The 20,847-nt window shown below is 54.4% G+C and carries 25 protein-coding genes and 1 pseudogene; 10 read left to right on the forward strand and 16 right to left on the reverse strand.

Going from position 1 to position 20,847, the window contains the following annotated elements; genetic code table 11:
* Positions 1–34: 34 nt before the first annotated feature.
* From Sj15T_RS00255 to Sj15T_RS00285, 7 genes are all read right to left on the reverse strand, one after another.
* The gene (locus Sj15T_RS00255) at positions 35–268 is read right to left on the reverse strand and encodes a hypothetical protein (RefSeq protein WP_013039360.1); all 234 of its coding nucleotides are present in this window, start codon (positions 266–268) and stop codon (positions 35–37) included.
* A complete protein-coding gene (locus Sj15T_RS00260) occupies positions 265–2,625 on the reverse strand; it encodes a hypothetical protein (protein WP_013039361.1) in 2,361 nt (786 codons plus the stop codon). The genes Sj15T_RS00255 and Sj15T_RS00260 overlap by 4 nt, the downstream gene beginning before the upstream one ends.
* Positions 2,626–3,007: 382 nt before the next feature.
* Positions 3,008–3,376, reverse strand: coding sequence for a hypothetical protein (locus tag Sj15T_RS00265; protein WP_013039362.1), 369 nt, complete (start codon positions 3,374–3,376; stop codon positions 3,008–3,010).
* Between the two features lie 146 nt (positions 3,377–3,522).
* Entirely contained in the window at positions 3,523–3,714 is a 192-nt protein-coding gene (locus Sj15T_RS00270; RefSeq protein WP_013039363.1) for a hypothetical protein, read from the reverse strand.
* Positions 3,714–4,703, reverse strand: coding sequence for a hypothetical protein (locus Sj15T_RS00275; protein ID WP_338756169.1), 990 nt, complete (start codon positions 4,701–4,703; stop codon positions 3,714–3,716). Before Sj15T_RS00275 ends, Sj15T_RS00270 begins: the two co-directional genes overlap by 1 nt.
* Before the next feature lie 246 nt (positions 4,704–4,949).
* Positions 4,950–6,320, reverse strand: coding sequence for an IS1380-like element ISSp1 family transposase (locus Sj15T_RS00280; protein ID WP_013039223.1), 1,371 nt, complete (start codon positions 6,318–6,320; stop codon positions 4,950–4,952).
* Positions 6,321–6,377: 57 nt separating this feature from the next.
* Positions 6,378–6,662 carry a hypothetical protein gene (locus tag Sj15T_RS00285; protein WP_338756173.1) on the reverse strand — a complete coding sequence of 95 codons (285 nt, stop codon included), beginning with the start codon at positions 6,660–6,662 and terminating at the stop codon, positions 6,378–6,380.
* Positions 6,663–6,899: 237 nt separating this feature from the next.
* Here Sj15T_RS00285 and Sj15T_RS00290 point away from each other — a divergent pair, with 237 nt between their 5' ends.
* Both Sj15T_RS00290 and Sj15T_RS00295 read left to right on the forward strand, forming a co-directional pair.
* Entirely contained in the window at positions 6,900–7,790 is an 891-nt protein-coding gene (locus Sj15T_RS00290) for a hypothetical protein (protein WP_013039365.1), read from the forward strand.
* Between the two features lie 159 nt (positions 7,791–7,949).
* Positions 7,950–8,732, forward strand: a complete 783-nt coding sequence (locus Sj15T_RS00295; protein WP_013039366.1) for a hypothetical protein — start codon at positions 7,950–7,952, stop codon at positions 8,730–8,732.
* A gap of 57 nt (positions 8,733–8,789) precedes the next feature.
* On the opposite strand, the gene Sj15T_RS00300 is transcribed toward Sj15T_RS00295, so the two are convergent.
* From Sj15T_RS00300 to Sj15T_RS00315, 4 genes are all read right to left on the reverse strand, one after another.
* Positions 8,790–9,050 (reverse strand): transcriptional regulator, encoded by a 261-nt coding sequence (locus tag Sj15T_RS00300; protein WP_013039367.1) that lies wholly within the window; start codon positions 9,048–9,050, stop codon positions 8,790–8,792.
* Entirely contained in the window at positions 9,043–9,378 is a 336-nt protein-coding gene (locus Sj15T_RS00305; RefSeq protein WP_013039368.1) for a type II toxin-antitoxin system RelE/ParE family toxin, read from the reverse strand. The genes Sj15T_RS00300 and Sj15T_RS00305 overlap by 8 nt, the downstream gene beginning before the upstream one ends.
* 99 nt (positions 9,379–9,477) lie before the next feature.
* Positions 9,478–9,834 carry a DUF2958 domain-containing protein gene (locus tag Sj15T_RS00310; RefSeq protein WP_013039369.1) on the reverse strand — a complete coding sequence of 119 codons (357 nt, stop codon included), beginning with the start codon at positions 9,832–9,834 and terminating at the stop codon, positions 9,478–9,480.
* Position 9,835: 1 nt separating this feature from the next.
* Entirely contained in the window at positions 9,836–10,045 is a 210-nt protein-coding gene (locus Sj15T_RS00315; protein ID WP_013039370.1) for a hypothetical protein, read from the reverse strand.
* A 124-nt stretch (positions 10,046–10,169) separates the two neighbouring features.
* On the opposite strand from Sj15T_RS00315, the gene Sj15T_RS00320 reads away from it, so the two are divergent.
* Both Sj15T_RS00320 and Sj15T_RS00325 read left to right on the forward strand, forming a co-directional pair.
* Entirely contained in the window at positions 10,170–10,460 is a 291-nt protein-coding gene (locus tag Sj15T_RS00320; RefSeq protein WP_013039371.1) for a hypothetical protein, read from the forward strand.
* Between the two features lie 71 nt (positions 10,461–10,531).
* A complete protein-coding gene (locus Sj15T_RS00325) occupies positions 10,532–10,708 on the forward strand; it encodes a hypothetical protein (RefSeq protein ID WP_013039372.1) in 177 nt (58 codons plus the stop codon).
* Here Sj15T_RS00325 and Sj15T_RS00330 read toward each other — a convergent pair.
* The 3 genes from Sj15T_RS00330 to Sj15T_RS00340 are packed head-to-tail and all read right to left on the reverse strand — an operon-like array spanning position 10,705 to position 12,741.
* Positions 10,705–11,442 carry a hypothetical protein gene (locus Sj15T_RS00330; RefSeq protein ID WP_013039373.1) on the reverse strand — a complete coding sequence of 246 codons (738 nt, stop codon included), beginning with the start codon at positions 11,440–11,442 and terminating at the stop codon, positions 10,705–10,707. The two genes, Sj15T_RS00325 and Sj15T_RS00330, sit on opposite strands and share 4 nt — an antisense overlap.
* Positions 11,443–11,462: 20 nt before the next feature.
* Complete coding sequence (locus Sj15T_RS00335) at positions 11,463–12,050, reverse strand: SOS response-associated peptidase family protein (RefSeq protein ID WP_013039374.1); 588 nt, start codon at positions 12,048–12,050, stop codon at positions 11,463–11,465.
* Positions 12,051–12,054: 4 nt separating this feature from the next.
* The gene (locus Sj15T_RS00340; protein ID WP_013039375.1) at positions 12,055–12,741 is read right to left on the reverse strand and encodes a hypothetical protein; all 687 of its coding nucleotides are present in this window, start codon (positions 12,739–12,741) and stop codon (positions 12,055–12,057) included.
* Positions 12,742–12,954: 213 nt separating this feature from the next.
* Here Sj15T_RS00340 and Sj15T_RS00345 point away from each other — a divergent pair, with 213 nt between their 5' ends.
* From Sj15T_RS00345 to Sj15T_RS00355, 3 genes are all read left to right on the forward strand, one after another.
* Positions 12,955–13,296, forward strand: a complete 342-nt coding sequence (locus Sj15T_RS00345; protein ID WP_013039376.1) for a hypothetical protein — start codon at positions 12,955–12,957, stop codon at positions 13,294–13,296.
* A 70-nt stretch (positions 13,297–13,366) separates the two neighbouring features.
* The gene (locus Sj15T_RS00350; protein WP_013039377.1) at positions 13,367–13,735 is read left to right on the forward strand and encodes a hypothetical protein; all 369 of its coding nucleotides are present in this window, start codon (positions 13,367–13,369) and stop codon (positions 13,733–13,735) included.
* 367 nt (positions 13,736–14,102) lie between these two features.
* The gene (locus tag Sj15T_RS00355) at positions 14,103–14,573 is read left to right on the forward strand and encodes a hypothetical protein (protein WP_013039379.1); all 471 of its coding nucleotides are present in this window, start codon (positions 14,103–14,105) and stop codon (positions 14,571–14,573) included.
* A 352-nt stretch (positions 14,574–14,925) separates the two neighbouring features.
* On the opposite strand, the gene Sj15T_RS00360 is transcribed toward Sj15T_RS00355, so the two are convergent.
* Positions 14,926–16,017 carry a toll/interleukin-1 receptor domain-containing protein gene (locus tag Sj15T_RS00360; protein WP_013039380.1) on the reverse strand — a complete coding sequence of 364 codons (1,092 nt, stop codon included), beginning with the start codon at positions 16,015–16,017 and terminating at the stop codon, positions 14,926–14,928.
* 143 nt (positions 16,018–16,160) lie between these two features.
* On the opposite strand from Sj15T_RS00360, the gene Sj15T_RS00365 reads away from it, so the two are divergent.
* The gene (locus tag Sj15T_RS00365; protein WP_013039381.1) at positions 16,161–16,607 is read left to right on the forward strand and encodes a hypothetical protein; all 447 of its coding nucleotides are present in this window, start codon (positions 16,161–16,163) and stop codon (positions 16,605–16,607) included.
* Between the two features lie 384 nt (positions 16,608–16,991).
* On the opposite strand, the pseudogene Sj15T_RS00370 reads toward Sj15T_RS00365, so the two are convergent.
* Positions 16,992–17,963, reverse strand: a pseudogene (locus Sj15T_RS00370) (ComEC/Rec2 family competence protein); the annotation flags it as partial.
* A gap of 48 nt (positions 17,964–18,011) precedes the next feature.
* Between Sj15T_RS00370 and gltX the strand changes: the two are divergent.
* Complete coding sequence (gene gltX, locus Sj15T_RS00375; protein ID WP_049775032.1) at positions 18,012–19,466, forward strand: glutamate--tRNA ligase; 1,455 nt, start codon at positions 18,012–18,014, stop codon at positions 19,464–19,466.
* Between the two features lie 17 nt (positions 19,467–19,483).
* Positions 19,484–20,770 carry a citrate synthase gene (locus Sj15T_RS00380; RefSeq protein ID WP_007687747.1) on the forward strand — a complete coding sequence of 429 codons (1,287 nt, stop codon included), beginning with the start codon at positions 19,484–19,486 and terminating at the stop codon, positions 20,768–20,770.
* The last annotated feature ends 77 nt before the right edge of the window (positions 20,771–20,847 follow it).

Here is a 20,847-nt window from a genome sequence, read left to right on the forward strand (position 1 = left end):
CGATGTGCAACGCGAAGATAGTCGTTGATCGGTATCATAGCCACATTCTTACCGCCGTTGCATCTGACTCACTGGTAGTGAAGATCGTGAAGCCATCATTGCCAAATTCGACATGAGATGGCTTCACTCCCAGCTTTTCCTGTATCAGCTTTGATAGCCATTCGTCGGGATTGGCTACCATCGCAATTCCGAGATTCGATGAGCGATATTCTTTCATCAAATCCATCCACTTATCCATTGAGATTTTCACGAAATCAGGATCAGTCATTTCAGTTTCCCATTCTGTCCTTTTCTAATAAGTCCTTCAAAGTCTCTCATATGCTCTCTTCCGCCAGAACGACCACTAAGCGCCATTCCTAAAACAACTCGTATCTCGCCAGCTTCAAATCCATTTCTGAATGCCTTTACCACCAGCTTTGCCAACGAGCCGTTGACTGTGCCTTTTGGAAGAGCCTGTATCTCAGCGGCGATTGATTGCAGGGTGATGTTTGGGTTGATTGCTTTCGAGAATTCTTCTGGAACTCGTATTGCTTCTTCCTCGCGGAACATCTTGATGCTGGCACCTTCAAGCCATTTCCCTACGTCGATTTCGTCGCCCGGATTCTCGATGAAAAATGCTTCATCAGCTTTCCCATGTTGAAGACCGGGGAGGTAGAACATGCTGCTGGGTGTCAGCTTGCCTACGTCGAAGCCGTGCTTGAGCTTCCCTTTGTCGCTGTAACCGTGGCTGCGGATTTCGTTCATCAACAGGCATTTGATGATGAAGTCCGTATCTCGGATCATGGGCGCATTTGTCGGGATGAACACGCGGTAGCGATTGCCGCCTGAGTAGGTGCTAAAGATCGCCATCCTGAGCGTCGGGAAGATGTTGCGGAAGTCACTGGGAGTGAGATCGCCGCCGTCATTGTCCAGCCAAACGCCGTGGATGCTCTCGATGTTTTCAAGGCCGCGTCGTGTTTCCACGCCAGCGCGCTCCACGAAATGGGCTGGGCAAATGAGGACGTTTTCCTCCTTGCTCTGGATAACAGTCTCACTCATCTCCTTGAGGTCCGCGATCAGGCTATCTGCGTCCGTGAACGTGAACTCCTTGGGATGCTTGTCCCATTTACCAGCAAACAGGCTCATGCGGTTTGGGATGGATGGATCGTAGGTGAGCCTGTTCTGCTTGCGGATAAGGGTCTTTTTGGCGGTCTGTGCGGCGGACTTTTGCGCTGGGCTGCTCCAGAAGCGTTCGCGCTTTTTCGTGTCCTTAGAACCCTTGGGGCGGCCGTTGATGCTCTTGCCCAGGTCCATGTCAGCAAACGTCCCCGCTTGGACCTTACAGCCAGGTATGACGCGAGCCAGATAATCAGCAGCGCGCTTGTCAGGGACGATGAAATGCTTTGCCCTCTCTACGGCGCTGGGATCTCGCAAGCTGGTCCTCATCACCGCCTGATAGACAATCTGGTGATAGCGAGCGTCAGCCAGTTCGTCAGAGGTAACGTCGAGCATTTCAAACAGCTTGAAATGGGTTGGGCTGGGGTTGAGGGCTGACAGGAAAATCGCGTTGTCGATATGCTGAAATGTGTTGATGCCGTGGGACACGTTCGACACGCGACTGCCGTTCACGAAACACTCGTCTGTTTCGCTTTCACGATCCTTGTTCGTGATGATGATGTGGTCTGCGCCAGCGATATGATAGTCCGCTTCCGCCTTGCACATATCAAAGACTGAATAGTCGCTATCCTGAAACTGCTGCCGTGCTTTCGTCTTGCTCCAATTCTCTTCCAGCAAATATGTAATGGTGAGGTTCGGTTGCGGTGCGTGATTCTGGTAGCGAAGATGGTTTTGGATGCGGTCATATACTGACCATTCAACGCCCATTTGCTGGCCCCATATCTGAAACAGGATGCTCTCTTCAAACATCGCGCCCATGATTATAACCTCTTTGAAGCCTTCAAGGTATGAGGGCTTCCAGATTGCGTTCGCTGGTAATCGTTCCTTCTTGTCCCTGTTTTCAGCTATCGCGGTCCAAGTGCTGCTATTCACATAAAGGTCGCGGTGATCGTCGTAATAGGCATCAAGGAAGTCAGCGAATACGGCATTGACCTGATCGCCATTCTTATTTTCCCAAATGGCCCTTATGTGATCTTCGCTTTCAGGCTTGATAACTGGCCTGCTGTAATATGCAGACTGAGTGCTGAGCGTGAAATGATCCGTAATGAGGCTGTGATTGTCAGGCAGCTTTAGGCTCATGTCCTCAAATGGGTCAGGAATCTCGTCAACGATCAGTATCCAGTTATCCTTGCGGTGGAAATACGGGATCGAAAACAGGGCTGCATGGGTAATGAACAGGATTTCTCCGTTATCATAATCATAGTTCTTGAGATAATTGACAATCTCACCAGAAACAGAAGATTTGGTTTTGTTGTCGCTGTGTATCTTCTTGAGACGGTATTTTGCGTTCGGATAGCGAGTTTGAAACTGCTCAGCCAATGTGTGGGTTTCGTCAATCAACTGCCTGCTTGGTTGAGCGATAACTATACGAAAACCCTCGTTGGCGAGGAATGATGCGTGATCTACTGCTTTGTATGTTTTCCCTGCCCCTGCCAGGGCGGAAACATAGTTGAAATTCGTTTGTGTCATTTGATCTCCTTTGATGAAAAACCCGCTGAGCGGATTCTGGAACACTCAGCGGGTCAGGTTTTTCATCAAAAAGGAATGAAGCGACTTCTGAAATCCACTGTTTGAAGTAACAGCATCTTCCAGAATCTGTTGCTTCATGTTTATTTATAGAAAATAGCAAACCATGTGCTGATATGTCGATATTTCTTTGTGGTTTTTTTCGCCACGAACTGCATGAATTGGAAAAAGGCATACGAAATAACTCCATTATACTATATGGTGTTTTCGCGTATGCCTTTTTTGATTAGGCATGTGCAGTGCGAAGCGGAACGAGTTTACGAGTGAAGAAGGAAACTGGCCCCGGATTTTTGCCTACTTCAACCGCTCATTAGTAGTGACGGCATCAAACGTGGACGCATTCAAACTCGCCCTGCATCTTGCCCCTGTTCGTTGCCCACCAACAATAAAAAAGACTTTCCAATTCCCGCTGCATTCGTTCGTCATCTACAATCGTGCCAAAGACGATCTTGAACGCAGTCAACTGACGAGTTTCACTGTTCCAATTGGCGAGGTTTGAAAAATGCTGATCCAGACCTCGCATAAATCTATCTTGTAGAGTTGGAATGACCTTCTTTGATTTCGGCCACAGGATGTATTCAGTTGCGCGCCTGCGGTTATCCACTTCAAGCATCATTGCGAAACCCCGCACATCACCACGGCGCTTGCCAGTCAGATTGGATTTGAAAATGATAATGTTATGTCGTTCATACATAGAACTGCCTTTCATCGTTTAACTGGAATAGGGAATAAAAAGCCCCCACCAGTTTCCTGATGAGGGCTAATGACCTTCGCCGTTGAGCATGTCGCTCTCCGTGGGTAATATGTAGCCAGACTAACGCGCTGGCATGTGGCGTTTAGTTAGTTAGAGAATATACGCGCCTCCATAGTTTCTGTGATTTTACGAGCTTCATGCAATTCGAGATGATCCCATTCGCCTGCGTAGAGCCAATAAAGCATCTCGATCAACGCCTTGCCATCGACTTTGATTGAAGGATTGTTGTCGATACGATCCTTACAATCGCTGATGAGATTATAGAGGTCATCACCCATCAGTTAGCCTCCATGTCAGCGAAGCCTTCAATCGCCTTCGTGCCAGCCAGCTTCTTTTCCTCAGCCTCAAGCAATGCCATTACCTTTTCCGCAATGGCTCCGCCGTCTGCACCATCTGCCTTGAGTTCAGCCAGCTTGCGGGCAAGCGGGCCGTGGGTCAGATGCAGTTCGCGGGATTTTGATGCTTCATCTACCTGTTTGCTACGTTCAGCAGCTTGCTCGTTTTCCTTGTCGAGCAGCGGCTTACCCAGCTTCACAGCCAGATTGACGTATGCGCTTTCCTCCATCGGCTTGTCAGCATCATCAACCAAGATGATGACCAGTTCGTCACCTTCCTGCTTCAAAACAGCGCGGGCATAGGTGAGCTTGGACGGGAACGTATTGGGCTTTTCGACGGCAAAGACATTCCAGTTTTTACGAGCCTCAGCGCGAGCCACGTAGGCGTTACGCTTGTCGATAACCTCCTTGCTTTCAGGCTTGGCAGTCTTGCCCGCATTCGCAGCAGCTCGCCCAGCGCGCTCGATACCCAGCAGCTTCGCACCATATGGGCTGAGGTTGAAGGTTTCGATGTAGCTGGCAACTTCATCAGGCGTAATGCCGTTGTCGTGCATGTAGCGAAACACGACAGCATATTTTTCCGCTGAGCGATTAGGCGACCATTCCTGATAAGCCGACTTTGCTTCGGCGGCAGGATTTTTGATCGTGGCGAACTGGCTCAGATTGCCCTTGATGCCGATAGTCTCAGCATATGCCTTCTTTTCCGTGTCCGTCATCTTCGTGGTGTCGATCCACTTGCCGTAGAGCAGCTTCACAACCTGAACCCACGGGCTGATTTCCTCCTGCAATTCGCGCTGGACTGCGTCAGGGTTCTCAGCGTTCCATTCGCGGTTGATGCGGTTGTTACGAACAACATCAATGGCCTTCTTTGCGCCTGCGATGCTGTGGTGGTGCAGAAGGCTGGTAATCGCTGCCAGATACTTGTCGTTCACAAGCTCAAGGCCGATCTTGTAGGCATCCGCAAGCTGGCTGTAGAGGATTGAACGACCCGCTACCTCATGCCTGTTTAGCCTCTCTTATTCACGACGCTCGGTTTCGGGTCCGCTCTGGGCATTTGCTGCGGCTGGCTGTATTGCGCGGACGACCGGCATCGCTGGCGTTTGTTTCACCGCATTCGGATTGATGGGCTTTTCGGGTTGAAGGGCTGGGCTCGGAGTTCTGCGGCGCTGCCGCATGGGCTACGTCGGCGCAGGCTTCAGCCGGAGAACGAGGGCGCGGAACAGGTCGGCATCCGGACAGGCGGAAGCGAAGGCAATGCGGATGCGGCTAGCACTTTCTACGACGCGCGCAGCGACCTTGAGCAGCCGCAGGCGCAAGGTGGTAAACTCCGCGCTTGCCAGAGCAGCGGTCCTGGGCATCGCCTGCTGGATGCGCCATAGCAGCCAGTATGCGGCAGTGTGCAGTATCAGGCGCATCTGATTGGCATTGGCCGAGCGGCACGAGGTTCGGTCGCTGGCGAGCTGGGACTTGTGGCGCTTGATCAGGTTCTCGGCCTGACCACGCGCGCAGTAGAGCGTGTCGTAGATGTGCTCGGCCGATCCTGTTGCCAACGAGGTGACGACATAGCGGATGTCCATGCCCAGCGTGCTGGCCTCGATCCGTGCAACGACGCGACGCTGGCACTTCCAGGTCTTTGCCCCATAGCGGGTCTCGGCATAGTTGCGCAGGACGGGACACTGACGCTGGGCGCGCTTGACCGCGCAGGCATCGGCGACCGCAACAATGGCGGGATCGGCGCGCAGCGCTGAATTGGTGGGCAGGCCGAACACGTAATCGACGCGGGCCGCATCGCAGTAGGCCATGACCTCGGGTCGACCATAGTGCCCGTCGCCGCGGATAGTGATGTGGGTATCGGGCCAATTACGGCGCAGGTGACGCACCAGGCGTCGGATGTGCCCCGCCGCCTCCTTTCCAGAAGGCGTCTTGCCTGTGCGCAGCAGCATGGCCACCGGCCTGCCGGTCGCGGTGTCGTAGATATGGATCGGTAGGAAGCAGCGCTCCCCATGATGCCCGTTCCAGAACGAGAGCTGTTGATAGCCATGCACGACGTCGCACGTGTCGTCGATATCCAGCGTGACCGCTGTCGGAGGGGCGGGATAGCTGGCGCAGTAGATGTCGATCATCGCGGCCATCATGCTGGCCAGTTCGCGCGTAGTCGGTGCATTTTCCCACCGGCTCATCGTCGGTTGGCTGGCCAGCCCCGCGCCCGATTCCGGCAGCTTGCCGAGCGCCAGGCGGAAGCCTGGATCGTCGCGCAGAGCATCGAGATCATCGGCATCCTCATAGCCGCACGCAATCGCGAACACACGGGCACGCAGAATGTCATCCAGGCGATGGATCACCCGCGCTGGATCGCGCGGATCGGCAATACAAGCCGCCAGGCGCTGGCAAATCCCCATCGCGCGCTCGGCCTGTGCAAGCAGTAGAACACCGCCATCCGAGGTAAGCCGGCCACCGTCGAACGCAGCTGTGATTTTCTTGCGGCCGACTGCTGGGAATCCAAATGAGCTTGCGATATCATCGTTCATGGCGGGTGTGGCCCGTGGCATTTTCTGCCCTGCGGCAGGTTCGGCTTAGACACCCAGTTCCTAATTCAGATCAGAGGCTTACGCCACTCCCGCCAACCCTTCAGGACACTTTTGGTGAATAAGGCGGGTTAGTATGCCTTGATCGTTTTCGATCTTAGCGCGGAAAGCCTGAACGAGGTCAAACCAGTTGTTACTCTCATCACTAAGCGCAATGTTTTTGTGTTTGCGCTGGTTCATAAGAGAAACAGTCTCATCAAGCATTGCGTTGATGTTAGGCTTCTTAGGTTTGGACTTAGTAGGAAGTGTAGTAGTATTCATTTCAGTCTCCTTGTTGATGATAGTTTCGTTTTCATACTTGAGCATATTAATTCACCTCATTGTTTGGCGGCCATGAAGAAACCCGCACTGTGCGCGGCGGCCAAACGCACAGTGGGGCGGTTTCAAAAGCGCGGTTTTGCGCTGTTGAATTGGTTTGGGGATCACAATGTCAAAGAGCAGACGAGGCGCTGAGTGGCAGTGCTGCGTCGTTGAAGCCTTGATATATAAGGGTTGGCCAGATAGGGAGTTGGCTTGGTGGTTATGGACGTATCAAGCCAACCTATGACGAGCGAGAATCAGCCCCTCAACCTCCAGCGCATTGGCGACAAATGGGCGCGCAAGGAGGAAATCCAGTGGTTCCAGATGTGGCTACAGTTTCTCAGGCTCAGCCCAAGCTACGAGCTGGCACGCAAATGCCGTGCTGGTGAATTGACCGGCGCTGAGAAGTTACCAACGGATTTTGATGCCGTGCTGGCGGTCTACGACGATCTAGGAGACGTTATTGTCCCTCGTTTTGTGGAATGGTGGCGCGACATAGGGATCTGGCATTTTGGGCAACAGGGCGAAAAGCCCAGCCCAGCTTTGTTGGGCACGATCCGTCACGACAGGGGCGACGAGCCAATTCCTCGCCTCAGAGCGTCCGTGGACACCTACATAAAGGACACATGGCTGAAACAGGGCGAACCAGCAGCCATCATCGCTGCGATCCCTGTTGGGCTGTCAAAGGCTCAGATTGCGAAATGGATTGAGGCGATGCTGACGGAGCATGGCGACGTGATACAGCCTGAGACGCCCTCAGAACCTACCTACAAGCTGTTTGGGAAGAAACTGCACCGTCGAAGCGTATTCCAATATATGCGCGTTCTGCTGACCAAAGCAGCCAACCCAGACATGCCGTTGTGGCAGATAGGCGTGAAGGCGAAGCTCAGCCCGCATTACAACCGCCTGCTCTCCAAGTCAGAGGATGGCAGAGGAACGATCGTTGAGCGGAAGAATCTCAAGGAATTGACGAGCCGTGCGCTTAAACGTGGCCATATGATCGCGGAGAACGCCTCTAGGGGCATGTTCCCCAGCTATGTGCGATGCCCAACCGCAATGCCTATTGATTGGGCCGAGACGCACCAGCGGAGCATGAAGGCGCGAACCCTTGAGCGGACTAATCGAGCAGTTTGAATAAATGGTCTGTCGCCATCACTAGGAGTGGCGCTTTGCCGCCCCAGAAGCATGCTGGCAGCCCTCACTTTCCAGCCCGAATTTCCCTGATTGTTAGAGCATCGTTATAATTTTTCGGGCATCGCTTCTTCGTGCTTTCAACAATTAACAGGGAACATGATGAAAAAAGCCATCGTTGGGGCGCTACTCATTTCCGCCCCCATAGCAGCACACGCTCAATCGTCCTGCGCTTCTTACACTGGCACGACGGTCGCGCCGCTAAGCTTCGATCAGGCCATCGCCAGCATCAAACCAGTTGCTCCCAAGGGCGAGTTTGAAACCACAGATGCATATCAGGCGCGTTTGGCTGCTGGTGCCGCCAGTGGGCCACTCATCATTTCCAAAAAGATCGAGGGGGCTGAATACCTTTCCTACAATGCGGACAAGGCTGCGTTCGAGGTTAAATCCTACCTGTTCGACAATAGCAATTTCAGCGCGTGGGACACCTTCTATTGGGCAAAGTCCGATGTGAAAGCCAGCACGATAGGCAATTTGGACGTTGCTATATCAAGCAGCGAGGTCGCAACAGGCACTTACTCCGCGCAAAACGGGTTTGGGGCGAGGACCACCGTTACGAAGCTCACGCGGACAGAGAAGGCTATCTTTGACCGTGAGACGGCGAGCTATGGCGAGCAGTTGTTTATCGCCAACAAGGATGCGATTGTTGGCGAAGTGCCAATGAGCGTTGCTGAAGCTCAGTCGTTCAAGCCTCAAGCCAAGATCGCTTTCGTCGTTGTTCCCAAGCTGCCGTATGTCGTCAGAGCCAACTTCCCCCAAGGCGAAACCACGATCAGCAATCCCACCGACGTAAGGGTCAATTCCACGGTCCTCGTGGCTGACATTCAATGCGGTCTGCTGATGAACGGGACCAATCGAGTTATCGCCTCTTTCCAAACTCGCTGAGCCATGACAAAGCCCGCCCAACAATGCGCTGAGCGGGCACCACTTTGAGTGGCGGGGTTAGGCGTTGAGCAAGCGCGCTACTGTATCTGGATCGCGGTCAATCAGTGTCAGCAGCGTTTCCCCGACGCTATCAATGGCCTTCCCACTCTCCCAATTCTGCAACGTGCGAACTGACAGATGATAGCGGGCCGCAAACGCAGGCTGGGAAAGCTGCGTCTTTGCACGGATGGCTTTCACCTTGGCAGCACGACGAGCCTTAATGTCCGCAGCCGCCTCGCGCATTCCTTCCATCAATCCGTCAAAATCCTCCTTATCCATTTTTAATCTCCTTCGTGATGCTGGCCAACATGTTGATTTGCTCATTGGACAAGTTCGCTTGCTTGGTTTTGGAAATGACTGCGAGCAGATAAAGCGGCTCATCAACCCGCCAGTAGAAAGTGAACACGCGGACACCTCCGCTTTTACCAGTGCCACGACGCGCAAAGCGCACCTTGCGAACCCCTCCACTGCCCTGAACCAAATCCCCTGTGTCTGGATGCTGGCTGAGATACAGCTTGATTGCAGCCCTCTCAGCAGCGGTTAAACCAATGCGCTCAGCCTGCTTTATGTAGGCTTGCGTCTCTGCGATTGTGTGTCCATTTTCCATGCAAACTGCATACGCTCAGAGCGTATGGCTGTCGGCCAAAAAAGGCAAGAAAAAACCCGCCGCAAAGCGACGGGCCTTTCCCCACTTCTAGTGACGGAATTAGGCTTTTATGCTGCCGTGGAAGCGCGCCTCTTCCGCATATTTGCTCAAAGGCTTGTCAGCCTGAAAATGCAAATCCTGTTCGATGCGGACAAATCCGCCCATTAGGCGAACCTCCGCAATCTCGTTCAGATCAAAATAGCCAAGCTCTGGGTAGCCAAAATCCACCAGTCCAAAGGCCAACCCATCCTCATTGCATTCCGTGATGAGCCATGTGCCTGCGCCAGCGGGATTGAACAGCTTTGCGACCGGCACAAAGTCCCGTTCCTCGCTTGTCCCCTTCAATGGCTGCTGCTCATTCCAGTTCTCAACCAGTTTGAGAACGTCCGCAACGCGAAGCATATTCTTCCAATCCATCTTACGCCTCCTTCGCGTTGAGGCTGGCAACGGCGGCATCGCAATCGCTCTTGCGGGCTGACTTGGCTGTGATGACTTTGAGGTTCTTCCTCTTGATCCCGTTGCTCACATAATCATCACGCTCAGCGTTGACCGTTTCCTTGTCTTTGTCGCCAAATTGGATGGTCCATCCAAAGCGTTCGTTCTTCTCAGCTAATATGTAGTAGGACATTCTGTTGGCTCCTTTGTATGTGGCCAACAGACTGATTTAACGTGATGATTCATTCGGTCGATATAAACCAGAAACACTGCGGGGAATAAATATCGAAAAGCCAGCGGGAGCCTTTCGATACACAATGACCAATTCCAACGATCCCATATTAGAGATAGCCAAAACGGTTTCTGCCATTGATGAGCGAACGAAGCACATGCAAAGCAGCATTGATAAGATAGAGAACGATTATAAGTCCCGTATTGATGACGTTGAAGAACGCATAACAGACATAGAGACATGGAAAAGCAAGGCAGTTAGCATCGCAGTCGCCGCTGCTTTTTTGGTATCAGTTATATGGTCCGTTGGTGGCGATTATGTCAAAAGCCAGATGTTTCCATCACATGCAGAAGCACATACGATAGAAACAAAATAGAAGCCTTTTCTGGATCGACTGAAAGAGCGAAGGCAATAGTCGAATTGCTACCACAACGAAGGTAGCAAACGATGTTCCAGCTTATCGAAGACGTAACTGAATATCTCGATCTTGATCCGCGTTTCTGGAACAAGGACGATGGTGAATTTGAATATGAAGGCGAGACAGTCTTTTATCGCCGCCTGCCAGATAGCGTCCTGCTTTTCGTCAATGGCGTCACCTACGAAGCACCGCGCACAGCTTTTTAAGAGAGGTCCGTTGTAACGGCTGCGTCCGACCAGAGACGCGATCTAATTGCCTCTTCAATCGCGAGCATTTTCGCACCGCCCTCTTTGAACAGCAAATCCCGCTTTTCAAAGCGGCCTTCCCGTGGGTTCGGGTGTCGTTTTTCCCATTCCTGCTCGTCAATTACACCCCACAGAATATCCTCCATTTCCTTGATCTTCGACCTGATTTCTTGGCCAAGGAAAATGCCTTTGACATGTAGATAACTGGTAAGGGCACGAGCATCCTCAGCAGCCGCAAAATGACGATTCCAGAACGAAATCTCGAAGAATGCATTGTTCTTGTCAGGGTTCGTTTTCAGCCCGTCCTTTTGGTATTCAGGAATATCTTGCTGCGACAAGAAATAATCTAATTGACCTTCGCTCATTTGATCCAGAAGCACCATCTGCTGTCCAGGGGATGATAGCGCTCTAGTTGAATTATATGATGTATTCAGTTTCGACCATATTTCTGGAAGCACTTCGAATTCATTTCCGTGCAGTTTCACGGTCCTGTCGAACTTCGTGTTTATCTGGAGTTTAAGACGTTCCAACTCCTGCTGATGAGCGTGCTTGAAGGCTTCCAAGCTCGCACTGAACTTGTTGGTGATCCATTTGTCACCAAGGTAGCGAAACGCCGCCCATGCTGCGCCAACCGCCACGACGAGCGTAATTCCAAACTGGCCCGCATAGGCCCAGACTGCATCGATCAACTGCAAAAGTGCCCCCTCACCACCGATTATTGAACTGTCATCCGTTCAGACGGTAACGGCTTCGCCATAGCGCAAGCGCCAGTAAAATCAGTTGCCAGCCATTCGTCATACTGAGACGGTTCAAGGATGACGGGCATCGCCTTGGGATGCAGAGGCGCGACAAGCTCATTCGGTTCGCATGTCAGGAAGGCATAGACAGGGCCGTGTTCGCTCTGTCGCCATATGCCAGCAAAAGCAGCGATAGGCTGATCCACGACATTGAACCACCACTCCTCACGCCCTTGCCCTAATTTCGGCTCTGCAAAGGTCGAGAACGGCACAAGGCACCGCTGAGCAGGGTTAGCCAGCATGGACTTCCAGAAGTTGCTGGTGAGGTTCCTGACGTTGGTGACGCGCTTCTCCAGCATCTTTCCGCTGGCGCCCTTGATTTGGCAGGGAACGCCCCACGCCATCACATCACTGCGAACAACCCCACCATCACGACGCACGACCATGCCAGCCCGCTTGGGATAAACATCGCTGGCAAATTCCGCGTTCGGCTGGCGAATGTCGTAACCAGCATATTCCCGCCAAAGGGGTATCTGGTCTGGATTGTTGCGGTAGTGGTTGCACATGAAGCTACACTCCCATCTTTAGGTCCAGCTTGATACCTTCCACAGGCATACCCGTGAGGGCAGCGATGCGCTCTTGGGCGAAGGCCAGCACATCAGCGACCGTCTTGAGGGCAACAGCAGTTTCCTTCTCTTCCTCAATCTCTTCCTCGACGACTACGGCTGCTTCCGCCTTCACCGTGTCCGCTTCGCCCTCAAGCTCATCCAGCGTGTAGGTCGCAATGGGTGGATAATCGACGGCAAGACTATGGCCAATCTGGCTGATTACGTTGTCGTCGCCCTTGTCCAGCATCACCCACATGCCCCAATCGTCCTTGACGTTATGGCCATTGGCAATGCGGGCAGCGCGAGATTCATCAAACCGCTTCCGCACTTCATCAGCAGGGAAGAGGTAGACGTTAATCGCCTGCGGGTTCTCAACGTCATCCACAGCAGCAACGGAAACCAGATCGCTATCGTCCAGCGTCTTCCAAGCCGTTGCCTTCTTCAAGCTAGGGAAAGCAAACCAACGATCGCGGGTAGTGCGGATGCTCAGCACCTTCTTATCGTTGCCCTTCACGGCGTCATAAACGGCAGAGAGGCCGCGACCTGGCTGTCGCTTCAAGCTGTAACCCTGCGCCTCAATGGCCGTGATTGCAGCGCCTACCATAATCCGTCTTGCTACGGTTTCGCCCATTTCCTTCAAACGATCCATAGGAATAACGCTCCTTTCTAATCTGTTTCCAATTCGTCTGATAACAACATGCCAAATCCGCTACGAATTGACAAACGAAATCGGATACGAATTGGAACGAATTAGAAAACGGTCTAAATTCAGTGATATACAATTTAGCCGCACAATCCAACTTGCCACACTGTTCCACATTTGTTCTCATAAGGCATACAGCGAATCGGAAGGAACAATGCGATGGACAGGCTTGAGGAAGCATTCAGTGCGCTTGTCGCCCACATCGACAAGCATGGGCACAAAGGACCGCTTAACGGCTATGATGTGATCGCCGTCGAATTGGGCATGAACATGGAAGACCAGTCAGACGGGAGCGACATCGACCAGACTTTTGAAATGGTCGATGACAGCGGCACAATCGCCTTCTCCTATTTCCTCGAACCCTCATTCTCCGACGATCAACCCGTTAAGGAAAGCTATCGGCTGACCCTGACGCGCACTGGTGCAGCCAGCATCGAACGGGAATGGGAATATCTCGACCGCAAATTGAATAAGAACGAGCCGCTACCCAAAGCAGCCTGACACTCGCTCCCCCAAGCACTACTAAAGACGCCGAGATTATTCCCGGCGTCTCTTTTGTCTGCGATCCTTCATGTCGATCCCACCTGATGACCTGACGCGTAAAGCCCTGCTCGCTTTGGAAGAGCTATGCGGCGGTAAAAGTGGCGTATTTGAACGAACTATGGCCCTACGATTCGTTCTGGCTTTCCTCTATTCGGTAAGCAAATCAAAACGCCGTGAGCCATTCGATGAACTCTGGCATGGAAGCGGCTTCCGCCATCCTCATAGCAAAGAGCTAGACGCCATCTGCCGAGACGCACACACCAACAGCAAGATTGAGGGCATTTATCGCGCTGTGGGCGTTCATCGCAACGCTGACTTCATATTCTACAAAAACAGGCAAAAAGCCTTACAGGAGGAAAGGCGCAGGCGGATTGAGAGTGGCTATGGGAAGCGATAACGGCTTACGTTCCCTTGGTGATTACGCAAGGCGCAGTGTAAACCTGTTCACCATCTGTCGGTGCGGCCATTCGGCGGTCCTCGACTCGGCCAAATTGAACCGCTGGTATCTCTTCCACTGCTGGAACACCGACATGGAAACCATCGGAGCGCATCTGCGATGCTCACGCTGTGATGGTCATCCTGATCGCTTTGCCCCGACGCCCAGACAACCCAACAACCCTCACTGGATGAGCGACGAGCATCAGTGGGAACGGTTAGCGAAGCGGCTGGCTGACAGGGACGTTACCAAGCCGATGAGCTGAATTTCACTATCGAACCGTAACGATTATGCGGGTAAGTTCCCCATCAAATGCATGGGGGTAACTATGAAAAGCGCGTCGCCAAATGATGTTGAGGTAATCGTCAAAAGCTACGCGACATTTATGGAAAACTCACCGCGAGGCATTATTCACGATATTAGTCTGCTGCCACACCCAAAGAACGAAATCCTAAATGCGCTGCTCGTGAGCATCGGTGCAAGCCAAGACCCTGAATATGTTAATGCTCTATCTAACGCAGCGTTGTTCCTAAGCCATTTTCAGGATGGCGTAGGCGAAAGCATAATACCTATGGCAATAGATGCGGGAAATATAACGAAATTACCCCATGAAGATCGTGAGAGAGTAATAGACGATCTTAAGCGTTTTCAGCATTTCGGAGAAATTATGAATGCCGAAAGCGACGAAACAATGATAGAGATCAACAATATGAAAGAAATCAACGCTCTCCTATATAGCTCCCGATCAGACAAGCCTCCTATGAAGAAAAAGGGCTGGCGTCGCTTTTTCGGGTTGTGACGCAATGCGACGGAGAATGACAAAAGGCTTTCTTTACCGCGCTAAACACAGGTGAGAAACATGCGCCGCATACTGTTCGGTTTAGAGGTCGCCATTGTTGGTGCGGTGATGCTGATTGGTATCGCGCAAGGAGTCATCAATTTCGGGACTAGAATCTGGAATTGGCTCTAACTCCAGAATCACTCAATTCTTGAAATCGACGGATTTTTACGGGTTTTACGACGTTGACTCCTATAACGCACTGGTGAACGAACTACAGTTTTTACAACTGTAACTAATTTCTGATACACCCCATCATTAGGTTGTTAAAACTACGACAAACTATCAAGCCAGCCATTTTTTTGTATTCAACTCAAAACGGAATAGCTTCATCATCAAGCTCTTCAACGACCTCTTTGATGATCTTACCATCCTTCTCGAATCGCTTCCCTGTCGCCTTCTCAAGGAAATTCAGCAGCCTCCTCGCCTGATTGTCGAGGTAGATCGACCCACTAAGCTGAGGGTTCACTTTGTAGGCCTTGATTATGCGCTCAAGCTGCCCGTCATTCAGCTTTTCAACGCCATCTTTCATGCGGATGAATCGAGCTTTCGCATCCACCCAACTAGGTGCTTCAACGAAACTAGTGATCAGAATTTCCTGCAATCGTTCCTGACGATGCAGCACTTTGCCAATAAGGGGAAATAGACCCTTTGCTGCTGCAAATGGATCGTCCACCTTTCCTTTGAATGCTTGGACATGGTTGATGAATCCCGGCGGGTCTTTCGCACCCAGCTTAAGTGATATAATCGGGATGCCTTTGCCCAACGCGAAACCGACCTCCTGATGACACCACATGCTGTCTTCGAAGTCCTCAGTAAGGAAGATCACCATCACCTCCATCGTTTGGAGGCCCTTCATAATCTCGTGTCGCCATTCACTTAGAGGCTTGATCGTGTCATGCGCAACGAAGCACGACACACCATATTCTTCCAAAGCTTCGCTTAGATCACGGGCAGCCTTTTTGTGTTTGTCCCTGTGACTGATGAAGATGCGGGCAGTGCCTGGCTTCCAGAAATCAAGCGTATCGGGGTTGACTGGAGGGTTTTGCGAGAACGGGCGAGACTGCTTACATTCGGCATCATTCTCGTCGAACAACTCGAAGCTGACAGACGTGAACCACTCGTCGTCGATTGCCTTGCACATCTTGTTCAGGCGTTCGCGAATGTCGTTGGACACCTCCTCCTGATCTTCGATATCGATTTTCGCAAGCTGATCGAGAGGAAGGAAGAGGACAACGGCATGCCCCCACTGGCCGCCGTTCCAGTTGTCGTAACTATCCGCCTCACGCACGAAATAATGGCACGTTGCTATGATCTCACTGAGATCCGCTTGCCCCTTCTTCTCAAAAGCGACTTGAAGACGGACAAGGTATTGCGGCAGCTTTTCCGTAAGGACATATGGCATGAGGCATTCTAACCACAGCGCTATCCCTCGCCAAGATGCCACCGTTCATTCTTGAGATTTTGTGCGTCGAAAAGCACGCTCGAACTCATAGCTTTCCGCGGTTTATTCGGCGTTGACTCCCGTAAAGCACTTGTCGGCAGAGTATGGTTAACACCCTTCCTGACGCGCAAGGTAGTGGTCCAGTAAGGAACGACGTATATACACTGACCAAACAAGTGGGTTTTAACGTGGAAGACGATATTAAGCAGGCTTGTAAGGATGAACAGGCGCGCGTCTTGGAACGTGCCATAGCCCTTCCGCTGCCAGACGCCGTTTTCACCATCTTTCATTACAATGAGCGCGAAAGGCGCTCACATTTCGATCCCATCCCGTTCACCGTTCTCTATGTGGACCACGATCCTGAAGCGGTCGCGGATTGGCAGCGCCGTGTCAGCAAGCTGTGGAGTGGCGCATATGATGTTGGTGATGCTTGGCATCGCCATGATGGGACATACGAAAAAATCCGCGCAGATTATGAAACCGCAAATCCAGGCTTCAACGCCCACACCTACGAGCGGGCAGAATACTACGGCCTGTTTCTTTCCCGCTAACGGGAAAAACAGCCCCGCCTATGGTCGATGACGCTTTCTGTTGACGCATAAGCGGATTATGCCCGCGAGAATGCCTATCCCAACCACGGTCACAAGAATGCGCGTCGTATTGGTTTCGTAATTGCATTCTTCGCTGTTGCAGTGGGCGATTCGGAAACTCATGAAGTTATAAGCAAGCGCCCCTAACACGATGGCTGCAAGGCTACCCCACAGGGTGCCCGCACTCAGAAACCAACGGTCGCTCTTCTTAGTCATTCATTAGACATGTAGCAGCGTCACCTGCCCTTACCATGGGCATTTTCGCCTGCTCGCTTCCCACGACGAAACGAAAGCGAAATATACGGTTTTCTGCGGCTGTTAGCGCGTTGACTCCTATAACGCACTGGTCAGCAACGTATAGCCGATGCCCGCCAGTGCTCCTCCGCCCGCGGCGACCAGCATCAGCGGCCGGTCGAGCGCCGCCCGTCGGCTGAGCGCCATCATCCGCATCAGCAGGAAGATCACCGCAGCGATCAGGGCCGTCACATGCAGGCCGCTGATCGACAGCAGGTGCGCAAGGCCGCTGCGCCGCATCGCCTCCGCATCCGCTTGCGCGATCGCGCCCTGATCGCCCGTGGCCAGGGCAGCGGCGATGCCGGCGCCCTTGCCCGGAACGCGCTCCAGAACATGCTCGAACAGGCGCGTCCTCAATCGGGGGGCGGCCGTGGCGGGCCGCAGGACCGCGACCGGCGGCAGCGCGCGCCCGGTCGCGCCGATGCCCTCGAAATAGGCGCGGCGCGCAAAATCGTAGCCGCCCGGCAGGCTGGGCGGTGCGGGCGGCATCAACCTTGTGCGGAAAGCGATAATGGCGCCCTCTCCAACCCCCGCCGGCATCGACGCATCGTCAAGATTGACCCGCACCAGCGAGGGCAGGGCGGGCATGCCGATCGGCCGGACCAGCACGCGACTCATGCGCTGCGCGGGCAGCCTTTCGACCGACCGGACCTCTCCCTTCAGCGCGACGAAGGTGGGGCGGGCAAGGGGCGGCGATCCCAGCATCATCGATTTCCCCCAGACAAGCAGGCATCCCGCGCAGGCCAGAAGTCCCCCGGCGATGATCGCCCGGCGCATCCGCCCGCCTGGCGGCAAGAGCAGCGCGCCGCAGGCCGCCGCCAGCATCGCGCAACAAAAGGCCAGCCATTCCAGGCGATTAGGAAGAACGAACCAGGCCGCTATGCCGATCGCCAGCGCGACCGGAACCCATAAGGGCAGGCGTTCGCGCTCCTCCTCCAGCCAAAGCTCCAGCCCGCGCCCAATCCGCGCCGCTTTCCCCCGGACAGAAGTGACAACGGAGGTTTGTCGTGGCTCGAAAGCCATGCTAGGGGGCGTCGCGATCATGGATGTGTCGGGTGGCTAATCGGGCGAATGTCAGGGAATGAAGCGGTGAGTGCTACAGGTTCGAACAAGCAGGTAGTAACCCGTTTTGCGCCGTCGCCCACTGGTTTTCTGCACATCGGCGGAGCGCGCACCGCGCTTTTCAACTGGCTGTTCGCGCGCCATCATGGCGGCAAGTTCCTGCTGCGGATCGAGGATACGGACCGGGCCCGCTCCACGGAAGAGGCGGTCGCCGCCATATTCGACGGGCTGGAATGGCTGGGCCTGGGCGGCGACGAGCCTGCGGTCTTCCAGTTCGAGCGGACGCCGCGCCATGCCGAGGTGGCGAACCAGTTGCTCGCGGGCGGCCATGCCTATCGCTGCTATGCGACGCCGGAGGAACTGGCGGAACTGCGCGAACAGCAGCGCGCCGCCAAGCAGCCTATGCGCTATGACGGGCGCTGGCGCGACCGCGATCCGTCGGAGGCTCCCGAAGGCGCGCCCTTCGTCATCCGCCTGAAGGCGCCGCGCGAGGGCGAGACGGTGATCGAGGACGCCGTGCAGGGGCGCGTCGTCGTGCAGAATGCGGAACTGGACGACATGATCCTGCTGCGTTCCGACGGCACGCCCACCTATATGCTGGCCGTGGTGGTCGACGATCATGACATGGGCGTCACGCATGTCATTCGCGGAGACGACCATCTCAACAACGCCTTCCGCCAGCTAGGCATCATAAGGGCGATGGGTTGGGAAGAACCCGTCTACGCCCATATCCCGCTGATCCACGGGTCCGACGGGGCCAAGCTGTCGAAGCGGCACGGCGCGCTGGGCGTCGACGCCTATCGCGACGAAATGGGGATGCTGCCCGAAGCGGTGCTCAACTATCTGCTGCGGCTGGGCTGGGGCCATGGCGATGAGGAGATCATCTCCCGCGACCGGGCCGTGGAACTGTTCGACATTGCAGGCGTCGGCCGTTCGCCCTCGCGCTTCGACATCAAGAAGCTGGAGAATCTGAACGGCCATTATCTGCGCGAAGCCGACGATGCGCGGCTGGCGGCATTGGTCGCGCCAAGGGTTGCGGCGCGGCTGAACATCGCCTTGCCCGAGGGCGGGCAGGAACTGCTGGCCGCCGCCATGCCGTCGCTCAAGCCCCGCGCCAGGACGCTTAACGAAATTGCCGAGGGCGCGGAATTCCTGTTCAAAAATTGCCCGCTCGATTTTGACGAGAAGGCCCTGGCTCTGCTAGACGACTCCGCGCGCGCGCTGCTGGGGAAGACGGCCGACGCTCTTGCACCCGTCCAGTCCTGGACGGTCGAAGCGATCGAGGAAGCGATACGCCGCGTGGCGGAGGATGCCGGCCTCGGGCTTGGAAAGGTCGCGCAGCCTTTGCGCGCGGCGTTGACCGGTCGCACGGTTTCGCCGGGAATTTTCGACGTCCTTTTCCTTCTGGGGAAGGCGGAGAGCTTGGAACGATTGTCCGCTGTGAGGCACGCATCGGGCAATTGAAGTATCAGGAGAACACCATGTCGGATAACAATGCCATTTTGAGCGTCGGGGGCGACGCGAAAGACTATGCCATTCTGAACGGCACGGTCGGCCCGCAGGTCATCGACGTCCGCAAGCTCTACGCCAACACCGGCATGTTCACCTACGATCCCGGCTTCACCTCTACCGCGAGCTGCGATTCGGGCCTGACCTATATCGACGGCGACAAGGGCATATTGCTGCACCGGGGCTATCCCATCGACCAGCTTGCCGAACAGTCCAGCTTCATGGAGGTCAGCTACCTGCTCCTCAACGGCGAACTGCCGTCGAAGAAGGAACTGGAGGATTTCACCCGCACCATCACGCGCCACACCATGGTGCATGAACAACTCACCACCTTCTATCGTGGTTTCCGCCGCGACGCGCACCCGATGGCGATCATGTGCGGCGTGGTCGGTGCGCTGTCGGCCTTCTACCATGATTCGACCGACATCAACGATCCGGAACAGCGCAAGATCGCCAGCCACCGCCTGATCGCGAAGATGCCGACGATCGCGGCGATGGCTTACAAATATTCGGTCGGCCAGCCCTTCGTCTATCCGCGCAACGACCTTAGCTACACCGCCAACTTCCTGAACATGACCTTCTCCGTCCCGGCGGAGGAATATGTCATCGATCCGGTCGTGGTCGACGCGATGGACAAGATCTTCACGCTGCATGCCGATCATGAGCAGAACGCGTCGACCTCCACCGTGCGTCTGGCCGGTTCTTCGGGCGCCAACCCCTTCGCCTGCATCGCGGCGGGCATCGCCTGCCTCTGGGGCCCGGCGCATGGCGGCGCGAACGAAGCGGCGCTCAACATGCTGCGCGAAATCGGCACCGTCGACCGCATTCCGGAATATATCGCCCGCGCCAAGAACAAGGACGATCCGTTCCGCCTGATGGGCTTTGGTCACCGCGTCTACAAGAATTACGACCCGCGCGCGACCGTCATGCAGAAGACCGCGAAGGACGTGCTGGAGAAGCTGGGCGTCAACGACCCGATCTTCGACGTGGCGAAGGAACTGGAGCAAATCGCGCTCAACGATCCTTATTTCATCGAGAAGAAGCTCTATCCGAACGTCGACTTCTATTCGGGCGTGATCCTGTCGGCCATCGGCTTCCCGACCGAGATGTTCACCGTGCTCTTCGCGCTCGCCCGCACCGTCGGCTGGGTTGCGCAGTGGAACGAGATGATCTCCGACCCGGCGCAGAAGATCGGCCGCCCGCGCCAGCTCTACACCGGCCCGGCGCAGCGCGACTATGTGCCGGTCGAAAAGCGCTGAGCGGCGCTCAATGAGATAGGGAGGCGGCGCCCGTTTGAGGCGCCGTTTTTCGTTCTGGCGGGGATGGGCGTGGCTGA

The organism is Sphingobium sp. TA15, from assembly GCF_037101235.1.
GTDB classification, from domain to species: domain Bacteria; phylum Pseudomonadota; class Alphaproteobacteria; order Sphingomonadales; family Sphingomonadaceae; genus Sphingobium; species Sphingobium indicum.

What these genes read in the sequence shown, in the direction of transcription:
- Sj15T_RS00255 (WP_013039360.1), bottom strand. Translation starts at nt 268, where the DNA reads ATGACTGATCCTGATTTCGTGAAAATCTCAATGGATAAGTGGATGGAT.
- Sj15T_RS00260 (WP_013039361.1), bottom strand. Translation starts at nt 2,625, where the DNA reads ATGACACAAACGAATTTCAACTATGTTTCCGCCCTGGCAGGGGCAGGG.
- Sj15T_RS00265 (WP_013039362.1), bottom strand. Translation starts at nt 3,376, where the DNA reads ATGTATGAACGACATAACATTATCATTTTCAAATCCAATCTGACTGGC.
- Sj15T_RS00270 (WP_013039363.1), bottom strand. Translation starts at nt 3,714, where the DNA reads ATGGGTGATGACCTCTATAATCTCATCAGCGATTGTAAGGATCGTATC.
- Sj15T_RS00280 (WP_013039223.1), bottom strand. Translation starts at nt 6,320, where the DNA reads ATGCCACGGGCCACACCCGCCATGAACGATGATATCGCAAGCTCATTT.
- Sj15T_RS00285 (WP_338756173.1), bottom strand. Translation starts at nt 6,662, where the DNA reads ATGCTCAAGTATGAAAACGAAACTATCATCAACAAGGAGACTGAAATG.
- Sj15T_RS00290 (WP_013039365.1), top strand. Translation starts at nt 6,900, where the DNA reads ATGACGAGCGAGAATCAGCCCCTCAACCTCCAGCGCATTGGCGACAAA.
- Sj15T_RS00295 (WP_013039366.1), top strand. Translation starts at nt 7,950, where the DNA reads ATGAAAAAAGCCATCGTTGGGGCGCTACTCATTTCCGCCCCCATAGCA.
- Sj15T_RS00300 (WP_013039367.1), bottom strand. Translation starts at nt 9,050, where the DNA reads ATGGATAAGGAGGATTTTGACGGATTGATGGAAGGAATGCGCGAGGCG.
- Sj15T_RS00305 (WP_013039368.1), bottom strand. Translation starts at nt 9,378, where the DNA reads ATGGAAAATGGACACACAATCGCAGAGACGCAAGCCTACATAAAGCAG.
- Sj15T_RS00310 (WP_013039369.1), bottom strand. Translation starts at nt 9,834, where the DNA reads ATGGATTGGAAGAATATGCTTCGCGTTGCGGACGTTCTCAAACTGGTT.
- Sj15T_RS00315 (WP_013039370.1), bottom strand. Translation starts at nt 10,045, where the DNA reads ATGTCCTACTACATATTAGCTGAGAAGAACGAACGCTTTGGATGGACC.
- Sj15T_RS00320 (WP_013039371.1), top strand. Translation starts at nt 10,170, where the DNA reads ATGACCAATTCCAACGATCCCATATTAGAGATAGCCAAAACGGTTTCT.
- Sj15T_RS00325 (WP_013039372.1), top strand. Translation starts at nt 10,532, where the DNA reads ATGTTCCAGCTTATCGAAGACGTAACTGAATATCTCGATCTTGATCCG.
- Sj15T_RS00335 (WP_013039374.1), bottom strand. Translation starts at nt 12,050, where the DNA reads ATGTGCAACCACTACCGCAACAATCCAGACCAGATACCCCTTTGGCGG.
- Sj15T_RS00340 (WP_013039375.1), bottom strand. Translation starts at nt 12,741, where the DNA reads ATGGATCGTTTGAAGGAAATGGGCGAAACCGTAGCAAGACGGATTATG.
- Sj15T_RS00345 (WP_013039376.1), top strand. Translation starts at nt 12,955, where the DNA reads ATGGACAGGCTTGAGGAAGCATTCAGTGCGCTTGTCGCCCACATCGAC.
- Sj15T_RS00350 (WP_013039377.1), top strand. Translation starts at nt 13,367, where the DNA reads ATGTCGATCCCACCTGATGACCTGACGCGTAAAGCCCTGCTCGCTTTG.
- Sj15T_RS00355 (WP_013039379.1), top strand. Translation starts at nt 14,103, where the DNA reads ATGAAAAGCGCGTCGCCAAATGATGTTGAGGTAATCGTCAAAAGCTAC.
- Sj15T_RS00360 (WP_013039380.1), bottom strand. Translation starts at nt 16,017, where the DNA reads ATGCCATATGTCCTTACGGAAAAGCTGCCGCAATACCTTGTCCGTCTT.
- Sj15T_RS00365 (WP_013039381.1), top strand. Translation starts at nt 16,161, where the DNA reads ATGGTTAACACCCTTCCTGACGCGCAAGGTAGTGGTCCAGTAAGGAAC.
- gltX (WP_049775032.1), top strand. Translation starts at nt 18,012, where the DNA reads ATGTCAGGGAATGAAGCGGTGAGTGCTACAGGTTCGAACAAGCAGGTA.
- Sj15T_RS00380 (WP_007687747.1), top strand. Translation starts at nt 19,484, where the DNA reads ATGTCGGATAACAATGCCATTTTGAGCGTCGGGGGCGACGCGAAAGAC.